General features: G+C 65.0%; 17 protein-coding genes. 10 read left to right on the top strand and 7 right to left on the bottom strand.

Going from position 1 to position 21,178, the window contains the following annotated elements; genetic code table 11:
* The first annotated feature begins 47 nt into the window (after window positions 1–47).
* Together ACK8CO_RS01440 and ACK8CO_RS01435 are read left to right on the top strand one after the other, a co-directional pair.
* Window positions 48–1,244, top strand: coding sequence for an RSP_2647 family RNA methyltransferase (locus ACK8CO_RS01440; RefSeq protein WP_414897903.1), 1,197 nt, complete (start codon window positions 48–50; stop codon window positions 1,242–1,244).
* Window positions 1,241–1,804, top strand: coding sequence for an RSP_2648 family PIN domain-containing protein (locus ACK8CO_RS01435; protein ID WP_414897902.1), 564 nt, complete (start codon window positions 1,241–1,243; stop codon window positions 1,802–1,804). Before ACK8CO_RS01440 ends, ACK8CO_RS01435 begins: the two co-directional genes overlap by 4 nt.
* Before the next feature lie 314 nt (window positions 1,805–2,118).
* Here ACK8CO_RS01435 and ACK8CO_RS01430 read toward each other — a convergent pair whose 3' ends face one another.
* Together ACK8CO_RS01430 and ACK8CO_RS01425 are read right to left on the bottom strand one after the other, a co-directional pair.
* Entirely contained in the window at window positions 2,119–2,862 is a 744-nt protein-coding gene (locus ACK8CO_RS01430) for an autoinducer binding domain-containing protein (protein ID WP_414897901.1), read from the bottom strand.
* An 81-nt stretch (window positions 2,863–2,943) separates the two neighbouring features.
* Window positions 2,944–3,639 carry a M48 family metalloprotease gene (locus ACK8CO_RS01425; RefSeq protein ID WP_414897900.1) on the bottom strand — a complete coding sequence of 232 codons (696 nt, stop codon included), beginning with the start codon at window positions 3,637–3,639 and terminating at the stop codon, window positions 2,944–2,946.
* Between the two features lie 270 nt (window positions 3,640–3,909).
* Here ACK8CO_RS01425 and katG point away from each other — a divergent pair, with 270 nt between their 5' ends.
* The 5 genes from katG to ACK8CO_RS01400 all read left to right on the top strand — a co-directional run bounded on the left by katG (window position 3,910) and on the right by ACK8CO_RS01400 (window position 11,066).
* On the top strand, window positions 3,910–6,117 hold the full coding sequence (katG, locus tag ACK8CO_RS01420; protein ID WP_414897899.1) for a catalase/peroxidase HPI: 2,208 nt from the start codon (window positions 3,910–3,912) through the stop codon (window positions 6,115–6,117).
* 294 nt (window positions 6,118–6,411) lie between these two features.
* The gene (locus ACK8CO_RS01415; RefSeq protein ID WP_080616147.1) at window positions 6,412–7,122 is read left to right on the top strand and encodes a response regulator; all 711 of its coding nucleotides are present in this window, start codon (window positions 6,412–6,414) and stop codon (window positions 7,120–7,122) included.
* 9 nt (window positions 7,123–7,131) lie between these two features.
* Window positions 7,132–9,459 carry a sensor histidine kinase gene (locus tag ACK8CO_RS01410; protein ID WP_414897898.1) on the top strand — a complete coding sequence of 776 codons (2,328 nt, stop codon included), beginning with the start codon at window positions 7,132–7,134 and terminating at the stop codon, window positions 9,457–9,459.
* The gene (locus tag ACK8CO_RS01405) at window positions 9,456–9,923 is read left to right on the top strand and encodes a response regulator (RefSeq protein ID WP_080616149.1); all 468 of its coding nucleotides are present in this window, start codon (window positions 9,456–9,458) and stop codon (window positions 9,921–9,923) included. The genes ACK8CO_RS01410 and ACK8CO_RS01405 overlap by 4 nt, the downstream gene beginning before the upstream one ends.
* 3 nt (window positions 9,924–9,926) lie before the next feature.
* On the top strand, window positions 9,927–11,066 hold the full coding sequence (locus tag ACK8CO_RS01400; RefSeq protein ID WP_080616150.1) for a sensor histidine kinase: 1,140 nt from the start codon (window positions 9,927–9,929) through the stop codon (window positions 11,064–11,066).
* A 21-nt stretch (window positions 11,067–11,087) separates the two neighbouring features.
* On the opposite strand, the gene ACK8CO_RS01395 is transcribed toward ACK8CO_RS01400, so the two are convergent.
* From ACK8CO_RS01395 to ACK8CO_RS01385, 3 genes are all read right to left on the bottom strand, one after another.
* Window positions 11,088–11,477: a response regulator gene (locus tag ACK8CO_RS01395; protein ID WP_414897897.1), complete on the bottom strand. Its 390-nt coding sequence runs from the start codon at window positions 11,475–11,477 to the stop codon at window positions 11,088–11,090.
* Between the two features lie 207 nt (window positions 11,478–11,684).
* Window positions 11,685–12,026 carry a response regulator gene (locus ACK8CO_RS01390; RefSeq protein WP_196774376.1) on the bottom strand — a complete coding sequence of 114 codons (342 nt, stop codon included), beginning with the start codon at window positions 12,024–12,026 and terminating at the stop codon, window positions 11,685–11,687.
* Window positions 11,950–14,718: a transporter substrate-binding domain-containing protein gene (locus ACK8CO_RS01385; RefSeq protein ID WP_414897896.1), complete on the bottom strand. Its 2,769-nt coding sequence runs from the start codon at window positions 14,716–14,718 to the stop codon at window positions 11,950–11,952. The genes ACK8CO_RS01390 and ACK8CO_RS01385 overlap by 77 nt, the downstream gene beginning before the upstream one ends.
* 418 nt (window positions 14,719–15,136) lie before the next feature.
* Here ACK8CO_RS01385 and ACK8CO_RS01380 point away from each other — a divergent pair, with 418 nt between their 5' ends.
* Window positions 15,137–15,976 carry a quinolinate phosphoribosyl transferase gene (locus ACK8CO_RS01380; protein ID WP_414897895.1) on the top strand — a complete coding sequence of 280 codons (840 nt, stop codon included), beginning with the start codon at window positions 15,137–15,139 and terminating at the stop codon, window positions 15,974–15,976.
* Window positions 15,977–15,984: 8 nt separating this feature from the next.
* Here the strand turns inward: ACK8CO_RS01380 and ACK8CO_RS01375 are convergent, their stop codons facing one another.
* Window positions 15,985–16,362 (bottom strand): VOC family protein, encoded by a 378-nt coding sequence (locus ACK8CO_RS01375; RefSeq protein WP_080616155.1) that lies wholly within the window; start codon window positions 16,360–16,362, stop codon window positions 15,985–15,987.
* Window positions 16,363–16,467: 105 nt separating this feature from the next.
* On the opposite strand from ACK8CO_RS01375, the gene ilvD reads away from it, so the two are divergent.
* Both ilvD and ACK8CO_RS01365 read left to right on the top strand, forming a co-directional pair.
* A complete protein-coding gene (gene ilvD, locus ACK8CO_RS01370; protein WP_080616156.1) occupies window positions 16,468–18,306 on the top strand; it encodes a dihydroxy-acid dehydratase in 1,839 nt (612 codons plus the stop codon).
* Between the two features lie 222 nt (window positions 18,307–18,528).
* Window positions 18,529–19,524, top strand: a complete 996-nt coding sequence (locus ACK8CO_RS01365) for an NAD(P)H-binding protein (protein ID WP_414897894.1) — start codon at window positions 18,529–18,531, stop codon at window positions 19,522–19,524.
* 3 nt (window positions 19,525–19,527) lie between these two features.
* On the opposite strand, the gene ACK8CO_RS01360 is transcribed toward ACK8CO_RS01365, so the two are convergent.
* Window positions 19,528–20,946, bottom strand: a complete 1,419-nt coding sequence (locus tag ACK8CO_RS01360) for a TrkH family potassium uptake protein (RefSeq protein ID WP_080616158.1) — start codon at window positions 20,944–20,946, stop codon at window positions 19,528–19,530.
* Window positions 20,947–21,178 lie beyond the last annotated feature (232 nt).

Here is a 21,178-nt window from a genome sequence, read left to right as displayed (position 1 = left end):
CTGCGAATCCGCTTCACGGCGCCCGCGCGAGCGCCTAGAGGGAGGCGATGAGCATCGAATATCCGACGATCCGCCTCATGCCCAAGGCCGAAGCGCGCGCCATCCGTCACGGCTTTCCCTGGGTCTATTCCGATGAACTGGTCATGGACCGGCGCACCAGGGCGCTGGCGCCCGGCAGCCTTGCGGTGCTGGAGGATGCCGAACGGCGGCCGCTGGCGCTTGTGGCGGTCAATCCGCTGTCGCGGATCGTGGCGCGGGTGATCGACCGCGATCCGGAGGCCGGGATCGATACCGCCTGGTTCGCGGCCCGGATCGGGCAGGCGCTGGCGCTGCGCGAGCGGATTTACCGGCAGCCCTTCTACCGGCTTGTCCATGCCGAGGCCGACGGTCTGCCCGGGGTGGTCATCGACCGTTTCGGCAGCGCCGCGGTGGTGCAGCCCAACGCGGCCTGGGCCGAGTGTCGGCTCGACGCGCTGGTGGCGGCGCTGGTCGGGGTCACGGGCGTCGAGACGGTGGTCAAGAACGGCTCGGGCCGGGTGCGGGGGCTCGAGGGGCTGGCCGAGGAGACGCTGGTCCTGAGGGGCGCGCTCAAGGGACCGGTGCCGGTGCCGATGAATGGCGCGACCTACATGGCCGATCTGACCGGCGGGCAGAAGACGGGGCTGTTCTACGACCAGCGGCCGAATCATGCCTTCGCTGCGGGGCTTGCGCAAGGCGGGCGGGTGCTCGACGTGTTTTCGCATGTGGGCGGCTTTGCGCTGGCGGCGCTTGCCGGAGGAGCCGAGAGCGCGCTGGCGGTCGACGGTTCCGAGCCCGCGCTGGCGCTGGCCGAGGCAGGCGCCAGGGCCTCGGGGCTCGACGCGCGCTTCGCGACCCGGAAGGGCGATGCCTTCGACACGCTGGCGGCGTTGGGGGAGGAAGGTGCGCAATTCGATCTGGTGATCTGCGATCCGCCTGCCTTCGCCCCGTCGAGGAAGGCGCTTGATGCCGGGCTGCGGGCCTATGAGCGGGTGGCGCGGATGGCGGCGGCGCTGGTGGCGCCCGGCGGCTATCTGATGCTTTGTTCCTGTTCGCATGCCGCCGATCTGACGAAATTCCGGGCCGCCAGCGCGCGCGGCATCGGCAAGGCCGGGCGGCGCGGACCGGTCATCTACACGGGCTTTGCCGGCCCCGATCACCCGGTGCTGCCGCAGCTGGCCGAGTCGGGCTATCTGAAGGCGCTGGCCTTCCGCCTGACCGAATGAAGGTCCTGCTGGACGCCTGCGTGCTTTACCCGACCGTGCTGCGCGAGATTCTGCTGGCTGTGGCGCGCCGGGGCGGCTTCACCCCCCTCTGGTCGGCGCGCATCCTCGAGGAATGGGCGCGGGCCGCGCGCAAGATCGGTCCGACCGGCGAGGCGCAGGCACGGGCAGAGATCGCGCTTTTGCGCGCCGCCTGGCCGGGGGCGGAGGTGGCACCGAAGGCGGGGCTCGAGGCGCGGCTCTGGCTGCCCGATCCGAATGACGTGCATGTGCTGGCCGCGGCCATCGCGGGCGGCGCCGATCTTCTGCTGACCTTCAACGCGCGCGACTTTCCGGGCCATCTGCTGGCCGAGGAAGCGCTGCGCCGCGCCGCACCCGACGCGTTCCTGATGGATCTGTGGCTGACCGATCCGGACCCGGTCGAGGCGGCGGTCACCGAGGTGCATGCGGCGGCCGAACGGATCGCGGGCGAGGCGCTGGAGCGGCGCGCGCTGCTCAAGCGGGCGCGCCTGCCGCGGCTGGGCAAGGCCCTGAACGAGGCCCTGAACAAGGCGCTGGACTGAGGCAACGGGAACCTGCGGGAAGCGCCGGCCACTCTCCGTCGCCTCCCGCAGACATGGCCCAACGACCATGATAATGAAGGGAGATTGCTCTCCCGCGCGGTGCCCGTATCGGACTTCGAATCGTTTTGACCCGATTTGCACGCCCGGAGTGACTCAGGCGCGGAGCCCACTGAGCCCGGCCATCCCGATCCGCCGCACGCCCCCCAATTGGGTTCGGCTATTATGCGCTCGCCGCAGCGCAGAAAAAACCGGGGGTTTTCCCGTATTCCCAACCCCGATCCGGCCCCGATCCTCCAGATGCCGGGACTGAACAGCTAGGGAACGATCAGGCCGAAGATCAATGCACGTGCCACGGCATGGGTTCGGTTCATGGCATGCATCTTGGTCATTGCCGAGGCCATGTGATGCTCGACGGTTTTCTCCGAGATCGACAGCCGGAAGGCGATTTCCTTGTTGCGCAACCCGGTCGCACTCCAGAGCAGGCATTCGCGTTCGCGAAGCGACAGCGGGACACTGCCGGGGGCAATGGCCGGTGTCTGGGCCAGCGCGTGAAACAGCCGGGTTGTCGCGCAGATCGAGTCTCCGCTGGCTGCAAGGATATCTGCCGCCTCACCGCTCGTGTCCGCGGCAAAGCACAGTCCCGCGCCGCTGCGGTTCAGCGGCGACGCCCCCGCAAGCGGCAGCGTGAGGCCGAAATTCACCCCGAAATCGCTGCAGAGCTGCATCACCTCGCGGGTCCCGGGATCGGTCTCGATGCGGTTGCCGGGGCGGTCCCAGTAGATCGGTTCCTCGCCCCCGGTCGCGCAGTGGATCGCGCGCGGATCGTGGTCGATCATCCCCTCTTCTGCATAGCGATGGGTGAAGCCGGCAGGAAATGTCGAGCGATAGAGCATCTCCTGCGAGATCGTCCGGGACCGGACCGCAGGTGTCTGAGCATAGATGACATGCGAGACCCCGTGTCCCCTCAGGTGATCGTTGAACACCCGCCAGAGGGCGTCGAACGAGGTCTGCGCGCGCAGCGTTTCGGCGAAGTCGAGGCTCTGGCGATCCAAACGCATCACGGTCAGCTTTGGGCAATGGGGCTGGTGCTGACAGGGGGCGGCTGAAAAATGGTAAAGATCATGGTCCTGTCGGCACTCCTATGTTGTTGTCCGAACCGCCCAGCGGGCTTCGAGGGCGTCGATCGCGGCGACGCGGTCGGCGGTCCTCGGATGGCTCATCAGCCAGGCGGGCATCGCGCCGCCCCGGCTTTTGGTGATCCGGTCGAGCTTGGCGAATAGCGTCTTCTGGGGCGCGGTCCCGATGCCGGCCTTGGTCAGGAGCGCCGCGGCATAGGCATCTGCCTCATATTCGTCCTGGCGGCTGAGCCGCGCGGCCAGAAGCGAGGCCAGCGCATTGGCGATATAGACCCCGATGCCGGGCAGGAACCGGCCCAGGACCATCGCCAGGGCCGTCCGCATCGCGTTCTGGCCCGAGAAGTCTATCATCCGGCGGCGGCTGTGCCCCAGCGCGACATGGCCGAGCTCATGCGCGATGACGCTGGCCAGTTCCTCGGCGCTGACCTCGCCCGCGCGGTAGCGGTCGTGAAAGCCCCGGGTGATGAAGATCCGCCCGTCGGGCGCTGCCAGCCCGTTCACCGGCTCGATTTCGTAGATGTTGACGCGAATGCGCGGCAGGTCGAGCGCCTGTGCCATGCGATCGGTCAGCACCTTCAGCCGCGGATCGGCCAGCTCTGACGATCGCTCATCGAGCTCGCGGCCGGTGCGCCAGGCCGAGAAGCGGTACATCGCGACGGCGTAAAGGATCGCCAGAAGGATCGGGGTCAGTTTCAGCATGTTGACAGGATATGGTGCGTTTGGCGGCCGGCGCAATCCTGAGGAATTCAGGTCTTGGTTGTGGCGGGTCAAAGGCGGGATAATGAAATCCTATCAATTATATCAATATTGCCAAATTATATAAATCGCCAAGGCCTGCTATAGTCACGCCAAGGCAGGAATCGGCCGGCACCTGACCGCGCCCGGCAATCGCCGCGCGGGGAGATTAAGGGCCGTTCCGCACATCTTCTTGTCAAATCCTAACCCCGAACCAAAGATCCGGAGGGAGACATGGACGGAAACGATAGACCGGCCGGCAAGTGCCCGGTGCTGCACACGACCTTCGGCGGCCAGTCGAACCGCGACTGGTGGCCGAACCAGCTGAACCTGCGCATCCTGCATCAGAACCCGTCTGCCGCAAATCCGATGCCGCAGGGCTTTTCCTATGCCGAGGCCTTCAAGGCACTCGATCTGCAGGCCGTCAAAGCCGACCTGCGGGCGCTGATGACCGATAGTCAGGACTGGTGGCCGGCCGATTACGGCCATTATGGCGGGTTGTTCATCCGAATGGCCTGGCACAGCGCCGGCACCTATCGCACCGCGGACGGACGCGGCGGCGGCGGCACCGGGAACCAGCGTTTCGCGCCGCTCAACAGTTGGCCCGACAACGTCAATCTCGACAAGGCTCGGCGCCTGCTCTGGCCGATCAAGAAGACATACGGCAATGCGATCTCCTGGGCCGACCTGATGATCCTCGCGGGCAATGTCGCGCTCGAGACGATGGGGCTCAAGACCTTCGGCTATGCCGGCGGGCGCGAGGATATCTACGAGCCCGAGGAGGACATCTACTGGGGGTCCGAGCGCGAATGGCTCGCCACCAGCGACAAGCCTGAAAGCCGCTATTCGGGCGATCGCGAGCTGGAAAGCCCGCTGGCGGCGGTGCAGATGGGGCTGATCTACGTGAACCCCGAGGGGCCCGACGGCAATCCCGATCCGCTCGCGTCTGGGCGCGACATCCGAGAGACCTTCGCGCGGATGGCGATGAACGATTACGAGACCGTGGCCCTGACCGCGGGCGGCCATACCTTCGGCAAGTGCCACGGGGCAGGCGATGCCGCGCTGCTCGAGGCCGAGCCCGAGGCCGCGCCGCTGCAGGCGATGGGGTTGGGCTGGCTCAGCCGCCATGGCAGCGGCAAGGGCGCCGACGCGATCACCAGCGGCATCGAGGGCGCCTGGACGCCCAATCCGACGACCTGGGACATGGGCTATTTCGACGTGCTTTTCGGCTATGACTGGGAGCTGACGAAAAGCCCGGCCGGGGCCTGGCAGTGGACGCCGAAGGATCTGAAGCCCGAGGATCACGCCCCCGATCCCGAAACCGGCGAGCGCAATCGCAAGATCATCATGACCACCGCCGACATGGCGATGCGCATGGACCCGATCTATGAACCCATCGCCCGGCATTTCCACGAGAATCCGGATGAGTTCGCCGATGCCTTCGCGCGGGCCTGGTTCAAGCTGACCCATCGCGACATGGGTCCGAAATCGCGCTATCTGGGCGCCGAGGTGCCCTCCGAGGACCTGATCTGGCAGGACCCGCTGCCGCCGATCGATCATCCGCTGATCGAGTCGGCCGATATCGACGCGCTGAAGGCCGAGATCCTCGGCTCCGGTCTGAGCGTGGCCGAACTGGTCGCGACCGCCTGGGCCTCTGCCTCGACTTTCCGCAGCTCGGACAAGCGCGGCGGCGCCAATGGCGCGCGCATCCGGCTGGCGCCGCAGAAGGACTGGGAGGTGAACGAGCCCGACCGGCTGGCCCGGGTTCTCGAGGTTCTCGAGGGCATCAAGGCGGGCTTCGATGCGCGGGCCGAGGGCGGCAAGCGGGTCTCGCTGGCCGATCTGATCGTGCTGGGCGGCTCTGCGGCGGTCGAGAAGGCGGCGGCCGATGCGGGCACGCCCGTCGAGGTGCCCTTCGCGCCCGGCCGCACCGATGCGACGGCCGAACAGACCGATATCGAGTCCTTCGACGTGCTCGAACCGCTGGCCGACGGGTTCCGCAACTATCAGAAGGGCGCCTATAGCGTGACCGCCGAGGAGATGCTGCTCGACCGGGCGCAGCTTCTGACGCTGAGTGCCCCCGAAATGACCGTTCTGGTCGGTGGGCTCAGGGTGCTTGGCGCCAATGTCGGGCAAAGCCCGCATGGTGTCTTCACCGACCGGCCCGGGCAGCTGACGACCGACTTCTTCGTCAACCTGCTCGACATGGGCACGGCCTGGGCGCCGACCGATGCCGACGAGACCCTGTTCGAGGGCCGCGACCGGGCAAGCGGCGCGGTGACATGGACCGGGACCCGGGTCGATCTGGTCTTCGGGTCGAACTCGCAACTGCGGGCGCTGGCCGAGGTCTATGCCCAGGATGACGCCGGACCGGCCTTTGCCGCGGATTTCGCAGCGGCCTGGGCCAAGGTGATGAACGCCGACCGGTTCGATCTGGTCTGAGCCGCGGCCGACACATTGCCCGGGGCGGCGCTGGCCGCCCCGGACCGTCGCAAGGGGGATGTGTCCTGTCTTTCCGCGCAGCATCGATTGCGAAAGATTTCAAATCGCAAAAGATGGTTGCCGCAATTTATTTTTGTATCAATTCATCCCGATGGATTTCAGTTTTATGCTGAAATCCATCGGGGTTTTACCTATCGTTAACCTGTGGCCCAAATGATGCGGGTAGTGTTTCGCCGAGCAGGCCGATCGACGACAGGTCGCCATTGCACCGGCTCGTGATCAAGGTTTCCTGACATGACGAATAAGCCAACGGACAGTCTGCCTGTGCCTCGTCGTCCTGCCGAGCGGAGCTTCGGCGTCCTGATGCTGGATGACAATGAAATCGACCGAATGCGACTGAAACAGCTTTGCCTGAGGGCGGGCTTGCGATTTCGGGTGCGTGAGGCCGCCGATCTGGACGATTTTCGCCGCGCGCTGGACGAAACGCCCTATGACATGGTGTTTCTCGATTACGATCTGAAGATGGATACCGGGCTCGATGCGCTCGAATTGCTCAGGGCCCATCCCGTTCAGGCAGAGGCGATCGCGATCATGATCACCAGCACCGATGCCCCGGCCACGGTGGTCGAGGCGATGCGCTGCGGCTGCTCGGACTTTCTGGTCAAGGACGAGCTCAGCATCTCGATGATCCGCCGTGCCGTGACCGTCGCGATCGAGCGCGAGATCTACCATGCCGCGATCCGTCTCGAACACGGGGCGCGGGTCGGTGTCGAGCGCATGCTCGAAAGGTTTTCCGCGGTCTGCGCGACCGATATTCGCGGCATGTTGTCGGAAATGCTGCGCAGGCTCCGTGCTGTCACGCAATCGGTCGAGGGCCAGGCCCATATCAGCAAGGAGGTCGCCGAGGCCGAGCAGGCCTGCATGGAGCTCTTCGATTACCTGGAAAACATGAACAGCATTCTCGCACTTGAGGTAGAGCCTGGGCGCGAGCGGCTGTCGCAATAGGACGGATGTGTGCCGGTCGAAGGGATCATAGCAAGACATCGCCTCGGGCTCAGCGCCAAGCTCGCGCTTCTGGCCCTTGTTGTCGTGCTGACCGCCACGCTCGTCTTCTCCGGTGTCATCCTCTTCGGGTCGCAATGGTATCGTCAGGCGGCCTTGTCGCGCATGGAGTTTGCCGGCGCCTTTTTCGGTGAACGGGTGTTGCGGGAGCTGGAACTGATGGCCTCCGATGCGCGCAATCTCTCGGTGCTGCCCGAGATCGGCGGCATGGCCGATGCCAGGAGCCAGAACGCAAATCGGGGGGCTTCTGAAGACGGCGCCGATGCCTACTGGCGCAAGCGGCTTGAGGCGGTGTTCGAATCCGTTCTTCTCACCCGGCCGCATTACACGCAGGTCCGCTATATCGGACGGGAAGACAACTGGCGCGAGATCGTGCGCGTTCACCGTGCCGGCGACCGGATCGAGGTCGTCGCGCCCGGCGAGATGCAGTCGAAGGGCAACGAGCCCTACCTGACCGACCGCGCCGTGCTGAATGCGGGGCTTCCCTTCTTCTCGCGCATCACGCCGAACCGGGAATATGGGCAGGTGGAAGGCGCGCCCACGATCCGTTTCGTGGTGCCGGTCCTCGGGACTGCGGGCACTGTCGACGGCGCGCTGGTGATCAACGCCGATTTCGAGTGGTTGCTGCGCGCGGCCAATCTGCATCCTTCCGACGGGTTCTCGGTGACGGTCATGACCTCATCGAAGGATTACATGACCTTCGATCCGGTGACCGGTCCCGGTCCGTTGCGCTTTCACGGCACGCTGGAATGGAACCCGGCCGATTTGCCCGATTTTGCGGGTATCAGCAGCGGTGACATGATCAACGTGACCGAAATCGGCTGGCGCCGTGCGATCAATGTGACCAGCCTGCCGTCGGGATCGCTCAGTCGCGGCGACCGTCTGAACTTGCGGACGGGGATCTTCGTGGTAACCGAATTGCCGACGCGGCTGCTGTTCGCTCCGCTCCGGCAGCAGCTTTCCTATGGTCTCGCGGCTGCCGTCGTTCTTTCGATGGGGGCGGCCTGGATCGCCTGGATCATGGGCAAGCAACTGACCGCTCCGCTGCACCGGCTTGCGCGAGGTCTGCGCGACCGCGATTTCGGCGAGGATCTGAGCGATCTCATGCCGACCACCAATGACGAGGTGGCCGAACTCGCCCGGGCGCTGGTTTGCCTCAACGAGCGACTCTATCAGAAATCGACGAAGCTGAACGCGATCTTTTCCGAGGCGGCGGATGGTCTGATCACCATCTCGGAAACGGGTGTGATCGAAGAGGCGAATGCCGCCGCGGGCCGCATTTTCGGCTACGATGCCGCCGAAATGGTCGGTCGCAATGTCTCTATCCTGATGCGCGAAGAGGACGCGGAACAACATAACAAGATGCTGGGGCAACGGATTGGCCGCAGGGAGCAGAGGCGACTGATTGCGGGGCGCGAGGTGACGGGCGTTCGCAAGGATGGGACGCGGATCATCGTGGAAATCTCGGTGGCCAGCGCGCGTCAGGCCGAAGGCACTCATTATATCGGCGTCATGCGCGATGTGACCAGCCGATGCGAGGCCCAGGCGCGCAGTGAGGCGCTGGTCAAGGCGCTGGAGCGGTCCAATGCCGATCTGGATGCTTTCGCCTATTTCGCCTCGCACGATCTCAAGGCGCCGCTACGGGTCATCGACAACGCCTCGGCCTGGCTCGAGGAGGATCTCGCCCCCTATCTCAACGAAGATACGCGCGACAGCATGAATCTGTTGCGCAGTCGTGTCGCCCGGATGGAACGCCTGCTCGACGACCTGTTGAACCATTCGCGGATCGGCCGGATCGAAGAAAAGGCGCAGATCGTCGAGGGAAGGGAGCTTGTCGGCGAGTTGCGTGGCTTGCTGCACATCCCAGATGGATTCTCCTTCGAGGCCACGCCGGACTTCATGAACCTGCGGATCCCGAACATGCCGATCAAGACCATTTTGCTCAATCTTCTCGGGAATTCTCTGAAGCATCATGATCGCGAAACCGGCTTCGTTCGTCTGTCCGGGCATGAGACGGACAATGCGTATCATCTTTCGGTAACGGATGACGGACCTGGGATCCCGCCCAAATATCACGCAAAAGTCTTTGAGATGTTCCAGACCCTGCGCCCGCGTGACGAGGTCGAGGCCAGTGGTATGGGCCTGGCAATGGTTCTCAAGCATATCCAGCTTGCCGGAGGGGAAGTCGGGATCGACAGCGACGGCGCCCGGGGCACGACCATAAACCTGATCTTGCCCAAGGTGGCTCGCGCAGGCAAGGCAACGGGGCGTGCGGCATGAAAGAAAGCTCTAACCTGCCGAACGCTCGTCCGCCGCTGAACCTGTTGATGGTCGAGGATGACGATGGCGATGTGAAGGCTGTGCGCCGGGCGCTCTACCGCGCGGGCATCGACGCCACCATGATTCGCGCCGTCGATGGTGTTGAGGCCTTGTCGATCATGCGCGGGCGCGCGCGCCCGCATCCCGCGGACCCCTACATCGTTCTGGCCGATATCAGGATGCCGCGCATGAATGGTCTGGAATTCCTTAATGAGCTGAGAAACGATTGCAGTCTCAAGCAAGTTGTTGTTTTTGTGTTTACAACTTCAAATAATGATCAGGATAAACGCGAGGCCTACGAGGCCGGAATTTCCGGGTACATCCTGAAACAGAGCGTTGGCAGGGATTATCGCCCTCTAATTGAGACTCTCGATCGCTTTTGGAATATAGTAAGCTTGCCGGACGTTCGTCCCAGTGAGGAATGACAGATGCGCGATCTGGATGTCATGATCGTCGATGATGATGCCGGAGATCGGAAGCTCATTCGCAGATTGCTGGAGCGCTCGGGGATGTGCAGAACGATATGCGAGGCGGAGCTCGTTCATTCCGCGCTCGCCCATGTCGCTGAGAACTTCGATGCGGTTTTTCTGGACTATGTGATGCCGGGAGAAAACGGGATCGATGGGCTGGAGACGCTTCGGCGGAAATGGCCAGGGGCGGCCTTCATCCTGATGACAGGTCAGGGAGACGAGCAGATTGCAAAATCGTCAATCCTGGCAGGGGCGGCGGATTATACGCCAAAGTCCAGGATCAATCAGACCGGCCTGGAACGCATGCTGGTGCGGGCGGTCGAAGTGGTCCGGCTTGCCCAGCGTGTCGAAGAACAGCGCCAGGAGCTGCTGACTTTCTCGAATGTCCTTGTCCATGATTTTCGCGCGCCGATTCGTAGCATCCGCTTTATATGTGAACAGCTGGATGAGGAACTCGGTGGTATGGAATCGGCGGAATTGCACAAGTTGATGGATCTGTTGCAGAAAACAGCTGCACAGATGTCGGATCTTGTCGAGGCGCTTGCCGGTCACATCAGGACAGATGTGAACCCGGTTTTCGAATTCATATCGGCAACTGATCTTGTTGAAAACGCGCTTTCTTTTCTCGAGCACGACATTCGTGAAAGCGGTGCCAGTATCGATCTGGACATGCCGGATATCGATGTGTTCTGCAGTCCGGCGATGATGGTGCAATTGCTTCAGAATCTGGTGCAGAATGCAATCAAATATTCCGGAGACCAAAGGCCGGACATTCGTATCGTGGCCCGGCGCCTGGACAACGGAGACGTGCTTTTCGAGGTCGCCGATCATGGTGTCGGGGTGGCAGAGGAATACCGTCAGCGTATTTTCGAGCCATTCCAAAGGCTGGCCCAGGCCGCGAGCATGCCGGGCACCGGGCTTGGCCTTGCAACCTGTCAGAAGATCGTCAAGCGGCATGGTGGCCGGATCTGGTGCGATGCGAACCCTTATGGCGGGACATTGATGAGATTCAGGATGCCGGGAGCCAGCAAGCCCTCCGATGGGGTTGCGTCGAAAATTTGGACAACCCAAGATGACGGGGCGGCCGCGATCCGCTGAAGCCGCCGAGCCTCATGCGGATCAGGCTGTCAACCCGCGCGACTTCAGCACCTCGGCGACGGTGATCGCGGTGAATTCCGTCTTGGTCCATATGGCGATGACATTGGCTGCATTCGCCTTGGCCTGCATGAAGGGGGAGGGCCAGTCGCTGACCATGACTACCGGGATCTCGCTCCAGCTGCGATGGGCGGCCAGCTCCAGGGCGAAATTGGCGCCTTTTCCATCAGGAAGGGAGTTGTCCAGGAAAATGATGGAAATGGGCATCTCGTAAAGACAGTTGCGGGCCTCGGCCAGGCTTCCTGCGTAACGGACCTCGAGCGGCTGACCATATGCAGCCAGCTTGCGCTCCATGATCATGCGGTCGAAAACCGTGTCCTCGACGACGAGACAGGTCGGTGCGCTTTGTGGCATTCGCTCGGCCCTTTTGTCTGGATACCGGGATGCCCGGCTTTTTATTGAGACTGGAAAAACACCATTCGTTTACCGATAACTGCAGTTCTGCAAATGGAAATATAACACGATATGGCGGCTGTTCGGAGCCGTAAGTGAACAAAATGGTATGAATTTTAATTCTGACCCGTTTCCGGCCGTGTCGGGCGTGCCCGAGCGGTGCGCGCGTCAGGCGTTGACCAGCCTGTCGAGTTGAGAGATCTCGCTTTCTCCTATTGGTTTGCGCAGAAATTTTCGCACCATCGGAAAACGCTCGGCCTGCTGCATGTCCGCGGCGCATTCCGAGCTTGTGAGGATCACGAATACCGAGTTGGCAAAGTGATTGGGGCAATCCTCGCCGATCTGTTCGAGGAACTCGAACCCGTTCATTCGTGGCATGTTGATATCGAGGATGACGACGTCGATTTTGGGGCAGGACGGGTCGCACAGGTATTCAATGGCGTCCTCCGCCATTCCGAATTCGAGCATCGTGTCGACGAGGCCGGTCTTGCGAATAAGGCGCTTGACCATCTTGCGCTCGAACCTGCAATCGTCGATCATCACCAACTTGTTGATCACCCTGCTTCTCCTTGAGGAAAACCGTGAATCGGCTTCCTGCCCCCGGGGTGGATTGTACCATGATACGTCCACCATGATTGAGCGCAACTCTCTGGCAAATGGCAAGGCCGAGCCCGCTGCCAGGGTACAAATCTGTGTCATTTAGATGTGTGAATAGCTGAAAGATGCGGTCATGGAATTTCGGGTCGATGCCGATGCCGCGATCCGATACAGAAAATGCGATCATGCCCGGTGGCGCTGTGACCGTTTCGATGTCGATTTCGGGGCTTTTGTCGGGCAGGCGAAACTTGATCGCATTGCTGATGAGGTTTTGCATCAGCTGGTGAAGTTGACGCGGATTTCCCGTCAGGCGCGGCAGGTCGTCGACACGCAGCCGGGCACCGCTGGCGGCAATGTCGGCGGCAAGATCCTGCATCACTTCGCTGACGATGCGGGACAGCTCGACGCAATCGGGGGGCTGTTCGCCGCCGACGGCGCGGGTGTAGTCGAGAACGTCGCTGATCATTCGCGCCATCCTGGCCAGGATTTCGTGCATGTCCTCGATCAGCGCCCGATCCTCGTCGGGAAGCCGGTTCACACCGGCCTCGGCCAGCGCGTCGGCGATCAGCATCAGGGTGTTGATCGGCGATTTCAGGTCGTGCGAGGTCGCATAGGCGAAGTCGCGCAGCTCGGCATTGGTGCGCTGAACGATCGCAATCTGGGCACGGAGTTCGGCGTTGAGATCCTCGATCTCGGCCAGGTTCCGGCGTTCGCGGGTGACATCCAGCATCATGACCAGGATCGAACCGTCCGGCAGGGAGAAACTAGACCAGCGGAAGATCTCTCCGGCGGCGGTCTGGAATTCGTGATAATCGCCGTCGTTCAGGCCGGGGCCGGATAAAGCGGCGGCCAATGCAGCGGGCGATTTCGTGCCCCAATGCCTGGCATCGGCCATGATCAGCGCCCGCACCGCCTGGCGGAAATCGGCGCCCTCGCGGATCAGTTCGGGGCCCGAGGGGCTGATGGCCTTGGCGGCGGAATTGACGAATTCGATCCGTCCATTGGGCGCGATCATCAGAAGCCCCAGCGGGATCCGTTCCACCATGTCCGCGGTGAAGCGCAGCCGTTCCTGTCGCATCCGGTGGCGCTGGACCGGAATGTAGCCGATTGCCAGGAGCATCAGCGCGCCGAAGCCGCCAAGCGTGAGCAGGATGCGGCGGTTGGTCCAGAAGGGTGCGGTGCCGAGCCAGTCCGCGCGCAGGTCCTGATAGCGCTGCGAGGCCAGATAGCCGGGGATGACCAGGTTCAGCGACTCGCGCAGGGTGGGCAGGCCGGGGCGTAGCGCGGGGGCGAGGAAGATGCGCGGGAGCGGGAAGGGGACCTCGGCGATCTCTTCGCTGCGGTTCTTCTCGGCGACGATCCGCGTGATCATGCCGCGCTCTGCGATTATAGCATCGATCCGTCCCTCGAACAGAGCCGTCAGCAGGTCGCGATAATTGTCGAAATGCAGGATGTCGCGGGTATGGCGCTGGGCCACGGAGCTTGCGACGCCGGCCTTCCAGGTGCCGACCCGCAATCCGGACAGCCCGTCAAAGGTCTCGCTGTGCTCGCTTCGAACGAATACGGCCAGGTTGATGGACTGTATCGGCAGCGCGAAATCCATCCTCAATTCGCGTTCGGGGGTGATCCCGATCAAGGGCAGGATGTCGATCGGGCTTTGCGGCCCACGGGCCCAGAGCTCGGGCGACACCGCCTGGAATTTCAGCTCGACTCCGAGGATCTTGCCCAGATCGCGCATCACCTCGACCGAGAAGCCGGTCATCGTGCCGTCTTCGCGGACCTCGCTGAAGGGGGGCAGATTGACGACGCCCACGGTCAGGATGTCGGGCGGCGGCGGGGCCGCCTCGATCAGCCATTGCTGGCGCAGGGCGCTGAGGGTTCCGTCTGCCTCCAATGTGGCGATGGCCCGGTTCAGAGGCTCCAGCAGGTCGGCCCGGCTGTTGTGGATGGCGATCACCCGGTCGAATTCCAGCACCGGTGGTCCGACCGCGGCGATCCGGTGATCCAGCCGCACGCTGCGGGCGAGGCCCATCACCCAGTCCTCGGCCATCAGGGCGCCGTCGATTTCGCCGGAAAGCAGCTTCAGCAGCATCGTTGCGGGCTCGTCGAAGAACTCGGTGCGATTGCCCTTCAGCAGACTGGCAGGGTCGGAACCGGCATATTGGCGCATCTTTCCGATGCGCTTTCCGACCGGGGCGATGTAATCGGGCCGGTTCGCGTTTTCGGTCAGGACGAAAAGATGCACATCCGCATGTGCGATCGGCTCGGTGAAGACATGGGTGGCCTCGAGCGCGGGCAGCCGGGCGACGGCGAACATCAGCTGGCTTTCGCCGGCAATCTGGGCAGCGATCCGGCTTTGCATGTCACCGTAACGGCGGGTTTCGATCGGCAGCCCGGTCAGGGTCCGGATGTCGTCGACGAGCTGGGGCACGAAGCCCACCGGTCCGCCCGTCGGGGTGATTTTCCAGAATGGTGGATCGTCGAGCCATCCCGTCACGATCGCCGGAGGCGGCGTGGAGGAGGGCTGGGCGCGGGCCGGAGCGGGGAGGCTCAGAACCAGAACAAGCGCGGCGAGCAGGCCGACCAGGCCCGCAAGGGCCGGCATGTGACGGTGATATCCATTCTCGGACAGGATCCGGGGGCTGCGCAATTCATTCTCCGATTGCTGGTGCGAAACCATGGTTCTGCCGGGATGGTTTCCGTTAGGTTAACATAAGTCGCCTTTGAGGAGAGTCGAATTCCGCCCGCTATCGATTATGGCGGATCGCGGCCGGGCCGGATCGTTGTTGCGGGGTGGGGGCTGCCGATGTCGTCAAATCGACAGGTCCTGTCCGCTTCGCGACCGAATCGCCATTGTGCCGACCGGTTTTCCGGCCGGAATGGTTGGCACGGCCTGTGCTTACATTGCGATATGAAGTCGAAATACATAGCGAGTCGCGGCGCGGCGATGCTTCCTGACCTGCAGGCCGGAGCCGGCGGTCGGGCGACAGCGATGCCGGCCGCTCAATCGAGGATGGACCCGGATGCTGCTTCTTGACGATACCGCCCTGGCCTGCCTGCTGAAACGCGACGGCATTGCCACCGCTGCCGCCATTCCCGCACCCGGGCGACAGGGGCGCATGGTGTCGGTGGCGCTGCGGTCGCGCGGCTCGGGCATGATCTGCGGGACCGAGGAGGCCGCGCGGATGTTTGCATTGCTGGGCGGTGCCGCCGACATCGCCACTGCAAGCGGAACGCGGGCAGAGCCCGGCCAGTTGCTGATCGCCGCGCGCGGACCGGCCGAGGCGCTGGTCGGGGCCGCTCCGGCGGTGCAGGTGCTGCTGGAATGGGCCTCGGGCGTTGCCGAATGCGCCGCACGTATCCTGCGGGCCACGCGCCGGGTCGATCCGGCGGTCGCGGTGGCCTGTCCGCGCAAGGCGATCCCCGGGGCGCGGCCGCTGGCATTGAAGGCGGCGGCGGCGGGCGGGGCGGCGATCTACCCGGCGCCGGGTGCCGAGGCGGCGCTCGTGCTGGCGGATTGCCGGGCGCTTGGCGGCAGGGCTGCGCCGGGCGAGCGGATCGCGCGCCTGCGGCAGGCGGCCCCGGGCGGGCGGATCGCGATAGAGGTGCGCGATGGCGACGAGGCGCTCGAGGCGGCAGGGCTCGGCGCAGATACCCTGCTGCTGGTCCGGATGGCCCCCGAGGCGGTCGCGGCCACCGTGCGCGCGCTCGGGCCGGACTGGCCGGGCGAGATCCTGGCCGCGGGGCCGATCACCGAAGCGACCGCTCCGGCCTATGCGCAAAACGGGGTCCATGCCCTGGTCAGCTCGGCGCCCTATCACGCGCTTCCGGCCGAAATCGACATGGCCTTCGAGCCGGAATAGGCGCGTACTCAGGCGGGCTCCGAGATCTCGATCAGGTTCAGGTCCGGATCGCGCAGATAGATCGAGCGGATCGGCCCGGTCGCGCCGGTGCGCGCCACCGGCCCCTCGAGCGGCGTGACGCCGCGCGCGGCCAGCGCCGCGATCACCTCGTCGAGCGGCCGGTCGGCCAGGAAGCACAGATCGAGCGCCCCGGGCACCGGCAGATGCGCCTTGGGTTCGAATTCATGGCCCTTGACGTGGATGTTGATCTTCTGGCGTCCGAAACACAGCGCCTTGCGGCCCGCGCCGAAGGTTTCGAGCCGAAGCCCGAGAAGCCCGACATAGAAGGCCAGGCAGGCCTCTTCGTCGGTTGTGGTCAGAACCAGGTGATCGAGCGCGGAAATCATTGCAACCCCACTCTGTCATGAACTTCCCGGCCAATGAAAGGTTGATTTTTTCGCCCGCAGGGCGCACTCGTCACCCCGAAGATTTGCCAGCCGGAAAGTCACGACATGCCCGCATACCGTTCCCGTACCAGCACCCATGGCCGCAACATGGCCGGCGCCCGCGGTCTCTGGCGCGCCACCGGCGTCAAGGATGGCGATTTCGGCAAGCCGATCATCGCCATCGTGAACTCCTTCACGCAATTCGTGCCGGGTCACGTGCATCTCAAGGATCTGGGCCAGATGGTTGCCCGCGAGGTCGAGGCGGCGGGCGGCATCGCCAAGGAATTCGACACCATCGCCGTCGATGACGGCATCGCGATGGGCCATGACGGGATGCTGTATTCGCTGCCCTCGCGCGAACTGATCGCGGATTCGGTCGAATACATGGTCAACGCACATTGCGCCGATGCGATGATCTGCATCTCGAATTGCGACAAGATCACCCCCGGCATGCTGATGGCCGCGATGCGGCTGAACATCCCCGCGGTCTTCGTCTCGGGCGGGCCGATGGAGGCGGGCAAGGTCACGCTGGGCGACGGGCGCACCGTGTCCATGGACCTGATCGATGCCATGGTGGCCGCGGCCGATGACAAGGTCTCGGATGACGACCTGGCCCGGATCGAGGCCGCCGCCTGTCCGACCTGCGGCTCCTGTTCGGGCATGTTCACGGCCAACTCGATGAACTGCCTGACCGAGGCGCTGGGCTTGTCGTTGCCGGGCAACGGCTCGACGCTGGCGACCCACAGCGCGCGCCGCGAACTGTTCCTCGAGGCCGGGCGCCGCGCGGTCGAGCTGTGCCGCCGCTGGTACGAACAGGACGATGCCAGCGTGCTGCCGCGCTCGATCGCGACCAGGGAGGCGTTCCAGAACGCGATGGCGCTGGATATCGCCATGGGAGGGTCGACCAACACGGTGCTGCACATCCTCGCCGCCGCCCAGGAAGGCGGTGTCGATTTCACCATGGACGATATCGACGCGCTGTCGCGCAAGGTGCCGTGCCTGTGCAAGGTCGCGCCCAACACCGCCAATGTGCATGTCGAGGATGTCCACCGCGCGGGCGGCATCATGTCGATCCTTGGCGAGCTCGACCGCGGCGGGCTGATCCATCGCGACTGTCCCACCGTCCATGCACCGACCCTGGGGGCGGCCATCGACAAATGGGATATCGGCCGGTCCAATTCCGACGAGGCGCGCAATCTCTTCCTGGCGGCGCCCGGCGGCGTTCCGACCCAGGAGGCGTTCAGCCAGTCCTCGACCTGGCCCTCGCTCGATACCGACCGCAAGGCCGGGGTGATCCGCTCGGTCGAGGCGCCGTTCTCGAAGGATGGCGGGCTGGCGGTCCTGAAGGGCAATATCGCGCTCGACGGCTGCATCGTGAAGACGGCTGGCGTGGACGACTCGATCCTGGTCTTCTCGGGCCCGGCGCGGGTCTATGAAAGCCAGGACGCCGCCGTTTCCGGCATCCTGACCGGCAAGGTCGAGGCGGGCGATGTTGTGGTGATCCGCTACGAGGGTCCCAAGGGCGGGCCGGGCATGCAGGAGATGCTCTATCCGACCTCCTACCTGAAATCGAAGGGGCTCGGCAAAGCCTGCGCGCTGATTACCGACGGGCGCTTCTCGGGCGGCACGTCTGGGCTGTCGATCGGGCATGCCTCGCCTGAGGCGGCCTCGGGCGGCGCCATCGGTCTGGTGCAGGATGGCGATCTGATCGAGATCGACATCCCGAACCGCTCGATCAACCTCGCCGTCTCCGAAGAGGAACTGGCCGCGCGCCGGGCCGAGCAGGACGCCAGGGGCTGGAAACCGGCCGCGCCGCGCAAGCGCCATGTCTCGCAGGCGCTGAAGGCCTATGCCCATTTCGCGGCCTCCGCCGACAAGGGCGCGGTGCGGGTCGTTCCTGAATAAGGGGCAGGCCCGGATAAGGGGCCGGCCCGGATAAGGATCTGGCCCGCACGCGGGCCGAAGAAGACGCGGGTTCTGATAAGGCGCGGGCCGGCGAAAAGGCAGGCCCGACGGCAAGGCGGGGCGGGGCGCGACGCCGCGTCCCGTTTTCCTTGGCGGGCACGGCGCCTTAGGGTCCGACCGACCCCCTTGACCTTCCAGGATCGTTGCCGAGGAGCCGAGCCCATGACCGATACCGCCCTGTCGCCCCGGCCCCGGCGGATCTTCCTTCTGGGGGCGACCGGCACCATCGGCCGGGCCACGCTCGACGCGCTGCTGGCGCGGGGCCATGAGGTGGTGTGCTTCCTGCGGCCGGGCACGGGCGGCGATCCGGGGCGGGGCTTGCCCGGCGCGGCACGGGTCCGGGTCGGCGATGTCACCGATCCCGCCTCGCTGGCCGCCGAGGGCTTTCGCGGCGAGCGGTTCGACGCGCTGGTCTCCTGCCTTGCCTCGCGCAGCGGCACGCCCCGCGATGCCTGGGCCATCGACCACAGGGCCCATTCCCATGCGCTGGCCGCGGCCCGCGATGCCGGTATCGGCCAGGCGGTGCTGCTTTCGGCGATCTGCGTGCAGAAGCCCCTGCTGGCCTTCCAGCAGGCCAAGCTGGCCTTCGAGGCCGAGCTGATGGCCTCGGGGCTGACCTGGTCCATCGTCCGGCCCACGGCCTTCTTCAAATCGCTGTCGGGCCAGGTCGAGCGGGTCCGGGAGGGCAAGCCCTTCCTGGTCTTCGGCGACGGGCGGCTGACCGCCTGCAAGCCGATCAGCGACGCCGATCTGGGCCGGTTCATGGCGCTCTGCCTCGACGATCCCGCGCTGCAGAACCGGGTACTGCCGATCGGCGGCCCGGGGCCCGCGATCACGCCGCGCGATCAGGCCGAGGAACTGTTCCGCCTGCTGGGGCGGCCGCCGAGGATCAGACAGGTGCCGGTCGGGGTCATGGACGGGATCATCGCGCTGCTCTTGGTGCTGGGCCGGGTCTCGCCAAAGCTCCGCGACAAGGCCGAATTCGCGCGGATCGGCCGCTATTACGGCACCGAGTCGATGCTGGTCCTGAACCCCGAGACCGGGAGTTACGACGCCGATGCGACGCCCGAATACGGCGCGGACCGGCTGTTCGACTATTACGCCCGGCTGGTCAGCGGGACGGAGCGCGCCGCGCTGGGCGAACACGCGGCGTTCTGAGCCTCACGCCAGCGAACGCCAGAACCGCGGCGTCAGCACCACCAGCACGGTCAGCATCTCGAGCCGACCCAGATACATGCCGATGGCGAGGATCGTCTTGGCCTTGTCCGACAGCGACTGGAAGGTGCCCGCAGGGCCGATGATGTCGCCCACGCCCGGGCCGACATTGGCCAGCGCCGTGATCGCGCCGCTGAAGGCCGTGGCCGCATCGAGCCCGACCAGCGTCAGGAGGCTCGCGATCACCGCAAAGCTCAGCGCGTACATCGAGAAGAAGCCGATGACGCTCGAGACGATGTCCTCGTCGATCACCCGGCCCTCGTAGCGGATGCGGTAGACCCCATGCGGGTAGCGGACCGAGCGGATGCCCTCGCGCAGCAGCCGGTACATGATGACCCAGCGCATCGCCTTGGCCCCGCCCGCCGTCGAGCCGGTGCAGCCGCCGACCGCCGTCAGGATCACGAAGGCGGTCACCGCGACCGGCCCCCAGCTGGTGTAATCGGTCGAGGCATAGCCGGTGGTCGAGACCACCGAGACGACGTTGAACGCCACCGCCCGCAGCGCGGCCAGGAAGGGCAGATGCGATGTAGCCGCCAGCCACAGCGTCAGCGGCAGGATCACTGCGGCCAGCGTCTTCAGCATCGCCGCCACCTGTTCGCTGCGGAACTTGCCGTGATAGACCGAGCGGATATACCACGAGAAGGGCACCGAGCCGAGCACCATGAAGAGGGTGCAGGTCCATTGCAGGAACGGGCTCTCGAAGAAGCCGAACGAGGCGTCGTGGGTGGAATAGCCCCCCGTCGACAGCGTGGTCATGGCATGGGTCGCGGCGTCGAAGACGCTCATCCCGCCGATGCGGTAGAGCACGCCGCAGAGCGTCATCAGCGAGACATAGACCAGAAGCGTCGCCGCCGCGAACTGGGTGGCGTTGCGCAGCTCCTTCTCGCCCTTGTCCGAGCTTTCGGTGCGGAACAGCTGCATGCCGCCGACCTTGAGCACGGGCAAGAGCGCGATGCCGGTGCCGATGAAGCCGACGCCCCCCAGCGCCTGCAGAAGCGCGCGCCACATCAGGATGCCCCGGGGCGTGCTGTCGAGCCCGGTCATCACCGTCGAGCCGGTGGTGGTGATCCCCGACATTGCCTCGAAGAAGGCATCGGCTGCCGAGAGCTTCCAGAGGTAAAGCGGCACCGCTCCGCCCGCCGCCGCCATCAGCCAGACCGAGGCGGTCAGCATGAAGGCATGGGGCAGGCGCAGCCTGTCGAAGCTCGGCCGGGCCGCCATCGCGACCAGCGTGCCGATCAGCCCGAGCTGGAACGCGGCCTCGCCGAATACCGCGCGGGTCTCGGGGTAAATCGCTGCCACGACCGCTGACATCAGAGCCAGCAGCCCCAGGACAAGCCCGTTGGCAAAGACGACGACGTTCAATCGAGATTCCCTTTGGGCGACCATGCCACCGCCGCCGGGACATTTCCAGAGATCGATATGGGGCAGGCGGCACCCTTCGGCCGCCGGTATCGGCCGGTGGCGGATGCGGTGGCACGCGGCCCGGAAAGCGCGGTCTGCCGGGTCGCAGACCCGCGCTGCGCAAGGGCCGGATCGTGCCGGGCAGCCCGCGCCGAAGACCGGCCGGACGACAGGCGCAAGCGGGCGGCCGTTC

It is taken from the genome of Rhodovulum sp. HP10 (assembly GCF_047553435.1).
GTDB lineage: Bacteria > Pseudomonadota > Alphaproteobacteria > Rhodobacterales > Rhodobacteraceae > Rhodovulum.
This window is presented reverse-complemented; position numbering and strand designations above follow the sequence as displayed.

What these genes read in the sequence shown, in the direction of transcription:
- ACK8CO_RS01440 (WP_414897903.1), top strand. Translation starts at nt 48, where the DNA reads ATGAGCATCGAATATCCGACGATCCGCCTCATGCCCAAGGCCGAAGCG.
- ACK8CO_RS01435 (WP_414897902.1), top strand. Translation starts at nt 1,241, where the DNA reads ATGAAGGTCCTGCTGGACGCCTGCGTGCTTTACCCGACCGTGCTGCGC.
- ACK8CO_RS01430 (WP_414897901.1), bottom strand. Translation starts at nt 2,862, where the DNA reads ATGCGTTTGGATCGCCAGAGCCTCGACTTCGCCGAAACGCTGCGCGCG.
- ACK8CO_RS01425 (WP_414897900.1), bottom strand. Translation starts at nt 3,639, where the DNA reads ATGCTGAAACTGACCCCGATCCTTCTGGCGATCCTTTACGCCGTCGCG.
- katG (WP_414897899.1), top strand. Translation starts at nt 3,910, where the DNA reads ATGGACGGAAACGATAGACCGGCCGGCAAGTGCCCGGTGCTGCACACG.
- ACK8CO_RS01415 (WP_080616147.1), top strand. Translation starts at nt 6,412, where the DNA reads ATGACGAATAAGCCAACGGACAGTCTGCCTGTGCCTCGTCGTCCTGCC.
- ACK8CO_RS01405 (WP_080616149.1), top strand. Translation starts at nt 9,456, where the DNA reads ATGAAAGAAAGCTCTAACCTGCCGAACGCTCGTCCGCCGCTGAACCTG.
- ACK8CO_RS01400 (WP_080616150.1), top strand. Translation starts at nt 9,927, where the DNA reads ATGCGCGATCTGGATGTCATGATCGTCGATGATGATGCCGGAGATCGG.
- ACK8CO_RS01395 (WP_414897897.1), bottom strand. Translation starts at nt 11,477, where the DNA reads ATGCCACAAAGCGCACCGACCTGTCTCGTCGTCGAGGACACGGTTTTC.
- ACK8CO_RS01390 (WP_196774376.1), bottom strand. Translation starts at nt 12,026, where the DNA reads ATGGTCAAGCGCCTTATTCGCAAGACCGGCCTCGTCGACACGATGCTC.
- ACK8CO_RS01385 (WP_414897896.1), bottom strand. Translation starts at nt 14,718, where the DNA reads ATGCCGGCCCTTGCGGGCCTGGTCGGCCTGCTCGCCGCGCTTGTTCTG.
- ACK8CO_RS01380 (WP_414897895.1), top strand. Translation starts at nt 15,137, where the DNA reads ATGCTGCTTCTTGACGATACCGCCCTGGCCTGCCTGCTGAAACGCGAC.
- ACK8CO_RS01375 (WP_080616155.1), bottom strand. Translation starts at nt 16,362, where the DNA reads ATGATTTCCGCGCTCGATCACCTGGTTCTGACCACAACCGACGAAGAG.
- ilvD (WP_080616156.1), top strand. Translation starts at nt 16,468, where the DNA reads ATGCCCGCATACCGTTCCCGTACCAGCACCCATGGCCGCAACATGGCC.
- ACK8CO_RS01365 (WP_414897894.1), top strand. Translation starts at nt 18,529, where the DNA reads ATGACCGATACCGCCCTGTCGCCCCGGCCCCGGCGGATCTTCCTTCTG.